The sequence below is a fragment of the Corallococcus sp. AB049A genome, from assembly GCF_003668885.1.
Classification (GTDB): Bacteria; Myxococcota; Myxococcia; order Myxococcales; family Myxococcaceae; genus Corallococcus; species Corallococcus interemptor.
The window spans coordinates 1-6,979 of sequence record NZ_RAWL01000439.1; the positions used below are offsets into that span (position 1 = coordinate 1).

Consider the following 6,979-nt stretch of genomic DNA (forward strand, 5'->3'; position numbering starts at 1 on the left):
CTCCCCACCCCCTCCTCATCCTCGGGGCCTCCCGCGACCGCGACAGGGGTCCGTCCGATCCGCTGGTGCTCGCCCTGGACGCGCTCCAGAAGGGCCAGACGCGGGTGACGGAGCTCACCTTGCTCCCGCTGTCGCGCGAGGACTGCACGCGGCTCATCGGCGACACGCTCGGCGCGGATCCAGGCCCCCTCGCTCCGCTGGCTGCGCTGGTCTGTGAGAAGACCCACGGCAACCCCTTCTTCACCCTCCAGCTGCTCTCCGCGCTTCAGCGCGACAGCCTGCTCACCTTCGACCGGGGACGGAGCGCCTGGCGGTGGAGCGCCCACCGCATCCGCGCGCTGGAGCTGGGCGAAGGCGTCATCGAGCTGATGCTCGGCAAGCTGCGGTGCCTCCCCGCCCTCACGCAGGAAGCGCTCACGCTCGCGGCCTGCCTGGGCGCGACCGTCGAGCTCCCATCGCTCATCGCGGCGGGGGGCTTCGAGGAGGACGCCCTGCGCGTCGCGCTGGACGTGGCGGTGCGCGAGGGATTGCTGCTCCCGCACCTCGAAGGGACCTATCGCTTCTCGCACGACCGCGTGCAGCAGGCCGCCTACGCGCTCCTCGAACCCGACGTGCGCGCCGCCACGCACCTGCGCATCGGCCGCCGGCTGCTCGCGCACACCTTACCGCGGCTGCTTCCCGAGCGCGTGTTCACCCTGGTGACCCAGCTCGACCAGGGCATCGAGCTGATTGACGCGCGGGAGGAGCGCATCGCGATCGCCCGGCTCAACCTGCTCGCCGCCAGGCGGGCCAGGACCGCCTCCGCCCATGCCGCGGCGATCCGCTACCTCCACGCGGGCCAGGCGCTGCTCGCTCCCGAACCCTGGGCCGTGGATCATGAGCTGGCCCAGGGCCTTCACCAGGAAGAGGCGGAGAGCGAGCTGTCCGCAGGCAACCTGGACACGGCGGCGCGCCTCCTGACCGTCCTGCTGGACCATGCGCGGACCCCCACCGAGCGCGCCAGCGTCTACCGGGCGCGGATCGACCTTCACACCACCCGGGGCGACCTGGGCTCCGCCATCGACAGCGCCAGTGCCTGCCTCCGTCAGTACGGCATCGCGCTGAGCCCCCAGCCCACGCTGGAGCAACTGGAGGAAGCGGACCGCACCGTGGCGCAGCTCCTTGGAGAGCACGCCATCGAGGCGCTGCTCAGCCTGTCGCCCATGCGGGCTCCGGACATGGAGGCCGCCATGAGCGTGCTGGCCTCCTTCCTGCCGACGGCCTACTTCAGCAACCCGCGGCTGCACCACCTGGTGGCGTGCCAGATGGTGAGCCTCACGCTCCAGCATGGACTGACCTCCGCCTCCACGATGGGGCTCACCGCCTACGGCTTCGAACTGGTCATCACCCACAAGCAGTACGCCAGGGCGGCCAGCATCGCCCGCGTGGCGCTCGCGCTGGTGGAGCGGCACGGCTTCGTCGCGGATGAGGCGAAGGTGTCCCTGGTCGTGGGCGTCGCGATCCTCTCCTGGGTCGAGCCGCCGCGCTCCCTCTACACCTATGTCGAGCGGGCCCTACGCGCGGGGAGGCGGGCGGGAGACGTGGTCTTCGTCTGCCTGGGGCTCACCCACCGCTGCATGCTGGCGCTGGCCGCGGGCGAACGGCTCGAGGAGGTCGACCGCGCGGCGCGGACGGCCGCCGACTTCAATCGCGGCATCGGGAACGAGCCGCTGCTCCTCTGTGTCGAGGTCGTCCAGCGCCTCACCCAGGCGCTGCGCGGCCGCCCTCCGGCGCTCCCCCACGAGACGCTCGAGGAGGCGGCCTTCGCCGAGCGGGTGAGCCGTCAGCCGCCGTTCGCCAGCTTCTGGTTCCGCCTCCGCCGCCTGGAGCTCCGCCTCGTCCTGGGCAACCGCGCCGCCGCGCTCGCCGAAGCGCGACAGCTCTCCGGCCTCATCGTCGCCCAGCGGGGCCAGTACGGTGAGGCCCATGCCGTCTTCCTGGTCGCCCTGACCCTGGCGGCCCACGGGGAGGAGGCACCGGCGGAGGATCAGGCGAAGTGGAGCGAGGAGTTCGAAGGCCATCGCGCCTTCCTCGGGAACCTGGCGGCGTTCTGTCCCGCCAACTTCCTCGCCTTCAATGCGCTGGTGACGGCGGAGGTCGCGCGGAGGCACGGACGCACCGGGGAGGCCGAGGAGCACTACGAGCAGGCGCTCCGGGCCGCGCGTGAGAGCGGACTCGTCCAATACGCGGCGCTGGCGGCCGAGCTGGCCGCGCGCTTCTACCGTTCCCGAGGCCTGAGCACCGCCGCGGACGCCTACCTGGAGGAGGCCTGGCGCGCGTACCGGGAGTGGGGCGCCGAGGCCAAGCTGCGCCAGCTGGAGCAGCTGTACCCGCGCATGAAGGAGCGCCTGTCGCGTGCGCTGCCGCACCACCTGTACGCGGAGCCCGCGCAGCTGGATGCGCGCGCGATGGTGCATGCGTCACAGATCCTCTCCCAGGAGATCGTCCTGCCGCGGCTGCTGGAGCAGCTCTTGCGGAGCGCGTTGGAGCAGGCGGGCGCGGAGCGGGGATGCCTGATGACGTTCGAAGGGGGGCATCCCTTCGTGCGGGTGACGGCGCAGCTGACGGAGTCGGGCATCCAGGTCGCCGTCCTCGGTGAGCCCGTCGCGCCCGGTGCCGAGCTTCCGGGCTCGCTCCTGGCGCACGTGCAGCGGATGCGGCAGCCGGTCCTGCTGGACGATGCCTCCCAGCCGAGCCCCTTCTCCTCGGATCCGTACTTCGCCTCGCTGCGCGTGCACTCGGTGCTGTGCATTCCGCTCGTCCGGAAGGCGGACCTCGCCGGCATGCTCTACCTGGAGAACAACCAGCTGCCGGGGGCGTTCACGTCCGAGCGGATCCTCACCCTGGAGGTGCTGGCCGCGCAGGCCGCCATCTCCCTGGAGAACGCCCGCCTCTACCAGGCGGCCCAGGAGGCGGTCCGCGTGCGCGACGACTTCCTGGCGATCGCCTCCCACGAGCTCAAGACCCCCATCACCGCGATGAGGCTCCAGGTGCAGTCGATCCGGAAGGTGATGGGCACGCAGGCGCCGGATGCGCCCACCGGGGGCCGGCTCGTGACCCTGCTCGGGGCCTTCGAGCGTCAGGTCAGCAGGCTCGCCTATCTGGCCGACGACATGCTCGAGGTGTCCCGGCTCAAGGAGGGAGCGCTGGCGTTGGAGCTGGACACGTTCGACCTGTCCACCCTGGTGCGGGAGCAGGTGGACGCCCTGGCCGAGCGGCTGAAGGCCACGGGTTGTTCCGTGGAGCCCGACTTCGGGGAGGCGGTGGTGGGGCAATGGGACCGCGCCCGCCTGGGGCGGCTCGTCACCAGCCTGCTCCTCAACGCCATGAAGTTCGGCGCGGGCCACCCCATCACGGTGCGTGCGCGAGTGACGGGAGACTTCGCGCGCCTCGAGGTGAAGGACCGGGGAGCCGGGGTGGACCGCGCGGACCAGGCGCGCATCTTCGAGCGGTTCGAGCAGGCCGCGCCCGCGTACAACTACGGCGGGCTGGGCCTGGGGCTCTATCTCGCGCGCGAGACGGTCCGCGCCCATGGTGGCACCATCACCGTGGAGAGCGCGCTCGGTGCCGGTGCCACGTTCGTGGTGGAGCTGCCCCTGCGGCGGGCACCCTGACGGTGCGGGGTGTGCCTCAGGGGGCCAGGGTCTCGAAGCGACAGGCCATGTCGCCCAGCACCGTCCCTGGCGACGTGAAGTCCGCCCAGAACTCGAGCGCGTAGGTGGCGCTCTGGGGCGCGGTGAAGACGGCCTGCCAGCGCACGTCGTCCCGCTCCTCCAGGGAGGACGCCTGGCGAGCCCCTGTCGCGTCGAGGAAGCCCACATACGGCCGGTGCTTCGCGCCCGACACCTTCCAGGGGCAGTCGAGCTGGTAGCGCCGTCCGGCGATGGCCTGGAAGGTGTAGACGTCGTGGTCGATGGCGTTGGCGATCCGGAAGGACAGCGTCTGGGGACCGTCCGGGAAGGCCGTCGCCGTGTCCAGGGTGTCCCCGTGGTCGTCCAGGCCCTGGTCTTCCACCTGGAGCGTGTAGTTCCCCGTCACGTACTTCGAGTTGAGCGCGGGCGCGCCCGTCATCCGCACGAAGTGCGTCGCCTGGGACGCCTTGAAGGACGTCGAGGTGGGGAGGCCCGCGGAGGCGGGGTGGGTGCCGAACAGGCCCCCCGGCGCCGCATCCTGGAGCGAGCCCTGGCTCTGCCCCGTCAGGGTGAAGGACACCTGGTAGTGGTGCCCGGGCTGGACGGACAGGGCGAAGACGTCGCGGTCTCCGGGCGCCTGGACCTTCCCCTGCACGGACGCGGTGCCCGCCGGCACCGGGGTGGCCGCTTCCGGGGTGTCCCCGTGGTCGTCCGGCCCCAGGTCGTTCAGCACGCAGGTGTAGGGGCGGGACGGATCATCGAAGGAGTTGCCCTGGATGGAGGCAACGTAGGTGCCTCCCAGGGACTTGATGCGGGCCTCGCCTTCGGTCTCCCGGTCGTTGGGGTCAAACGCGCGGCCCTGGGCCCTCTGCTGGCTGTCGAGGATCCGCAGCTCCCAGGACGGGTTCGGGAAGGAGCAGCCGAGCGCGTAGACGTGGTCCACGGTGGTCTCGAACGACAGCAGGTCCCGCTCGCGCCAGTGCTCGGTGTAGCCCGTGAAGGGCTTCTCCGACGGCGTCCAGGGCGTCGCCCGGAGGAACAGGTCCCCGTGGTCGTCCGGCCCGCGGTCGACCAGGCGGAACTGGAACGGCACGCGAGGCTGGCTGGTGAGCGGGAGCAGATAGAACGTGTGCACGGCGCCGTGCTTCAACCCGGACCAGTGCAGCGGGCTGGGGGGAAAGCTGGTGTCATCGCTGTACTGGTCGGCGGCGTCGAGCCTCGTGCCCGCCGCATCCCGCAGGACCACCGAGTACCCCAGGCTCCCCGGCTCCACCGTGAGGTCGTAGTGCCGGCATCCCTGGGCGACGAAGGCGAAGTGCAGCGGCACGCCCCCTCCGGGTGGCCAGGTGAGGGTGTGCACTTCATCCGAGGGCGTCAGCAGCGTGGCGCCATCCGGAACGCCCGCGTCCGGGCCGGCGTCCACGCCCGCATCCGTCCCTGCGTCCGCACCGGCGTCGAGCACGAGCGGCGGAGGCTCCGGCGTGGAATCACATCCCGCACCGAGGACGAGCCCGGCGGACAGGAGGAAGACAGACCGCCATTGCTGTTTCACGTTCATGACAGGGGTTCCTGGGATGGGCATGTCAGGGGTCCAGGACCTCGAAGAGGACCGTGTGGTCGATGAAGCTCTCCTGCAGGGAGACGCTCATCGCGAAGTAGTAGGTCCCCGCCGTGGGCAGGGTGAACTCCTTCACCCAGCGCGAGCCGACGTGCTGCCCGGGTGTCCGGATGGAGCGCCCCTGCTCATCGTAGAGCGTTGAGAACAGCTGCGCCCCGGTCGACGTGTCCCTCCAGTCGCCGCTGAGGCGATAGCGGCCCCCGGCGACGGCCTGGAAGGAGAGGTAGTCCTCGTCGATGAACTCGGAGATGTGCACGGTGACGGTCTGCGACGGCCCGGTCAGCGGCGTCGCGGTCTCCCGCGTGTCGCCGTGGTCGTCCAGGCCCAGGTCCTCGAACCGGAGCGTGTAGGGGGCGGACGTCCACCGCGCCCGCAGGACCCCGTCCCCCCGCACCCCCACGTAGTGGGAGGTTCCTGCCGCCTTGAAGGCCAGGACGATGTCGTTGAACCCGTCGAACTCGCCGCCCGGCGGCGCCGCGAGGACCCGGCAGTCAGGCGGCGTGGCGCCGGGGACGCAGGTCGCGCGGTAGTGGTGTCCGGGCTGGACGCTCAGCGCGAAGGCGTCGAAGTCGCCACGGTAGTCGAGCCGTCCCTCGACGGACGCCGTCCCCTCGGGGAGCGCGGTCGCCGTCTCCATGCGCTCACCGTGGTCCTCCGCGCCTTCGTCCTTCAGCCGGCACTGGTAGGCGGAAGGGGATGGGGCCACCAGTGAGTTGTTGGCCCGGACCATGGCGAAGGACCGCTCCCCCGGGGCCTTGAAGGCCGTGGAGGCCTGCAGCTCCATGACGTTCGTGTTGTTCACCTCGCTGACGGCGTAGTTCAGGACCGGATCAAAGAAGGACAGCCACCAGCCCGGGTGCGAGAAGTCACAGCCCAACGAATAGACGTGGCCCGCCACGGTGGAGAACGAGAACACGTCGCGCTCGCCCTCGTGCTCTCCCTGTCCCATCAAGGGCTGCTCCGAGGGGGCCCAGGGGGCTGCCGTGGTGAGCAGGTCACCGTGCGCGTCCGGCCCTTGATCCACGAAGCGGAAGACCAGGTCCCGGGTGAGCTCGAACGGCGCCGCCGAGACCTCCAGCGTGTAGAAGCCCTCCACGGTGAACCCCGACCAGTGCGAGGTCAGCGGCGAATTGCCGAAGGCGCCTTCCCGGTGTTCGAGGACGGCTCCGGACGGGTCCTTCAACGTCATGACGATCCGCTGCCGGTACTCCTCGATGAGGAAGTCGTAGTGCCGCCCGGCCCTGCCCGGGAAGGCGAAGCGGAGCGTGACCTGGGGATCCGTCCACGCCACGGTTTGAACGCGCGTCGAGGATGGGCACAGGAACGTGTGGCCTTCCGGAACCCCCGGCGGCGGGGGCCCTTCGGGCGTGCAGTCGTCCACACCGGCATCCGGACCCGCATCGCTTCCCGCATCCACGCTCGTTCCAGCGTCCGGCAGGGGCGCCGGCTCATCCGGAGTGGAGTCGCACCCCAAGCCCATGAACAGACAGCAGGAAACGAGAAAGGCAGACAGTGAACGTGTTTTCAAAGACATCTCATGGGCTCCCGGGACGGGGGGCACCCTAGCCGAAGAGCGCATGGAGGGGCCACGGCCGCCGTGTAAGCCTTCAAGACGTCAGGCAGGCGTCGCGACTGACGCCGCGTGGATTCGCACGCGGACCCGGAAGACGGAGGGGGCGGCGAGGGGGCC

Annotated in this window: 3 protein-coding genes; 1 reads left to right on the forward strand and 2 read right to left on the reverse strand. The window is 70.8% G+C overall.

Going from position 1 to position 6,979, the window contains the following annotated elements:
- The coding region (locus D7X55_RS32775) for an ATP-binding protein (RefSeq protein WP_121725117.1) at positions 1-3,653 on the forward strand (3,653 nt) is incomplete at its 5' end.
- A gap of 16 nt (positions 3,654-3,669) precedes the next feature.
- Here D7X55_RS32775 and D7X55_RS32780 read toward each other — a convergent pair.
- Positions 3,670-5,229: a hypothetical protein gene (locus D7X55_RS32780; protein WP_121725118.1), complete on the reverse strand. Its 1,560-nt coding sequence runs from the start codon at positions 5,227-5,229 to the stop codon at positions 3,670-3,672.
- 25 nt (positions 5,230-5,254) lie between these two features.
- Positions 5,255-6,580 carry a PPC domain-containing protein gene (locus tag D7X55_RS32785; protein ID WP_158616255.1) on the reverse strand — a complete coding sequence of 442 codons (1,326 nt, stop codon included), beginning with the start codon at positions 6,578-6,580 and terminating at the stop codon, positions 5,255-5,257.
- Positions 6,581-6,979: the final 399 nt, after the last annotated feature.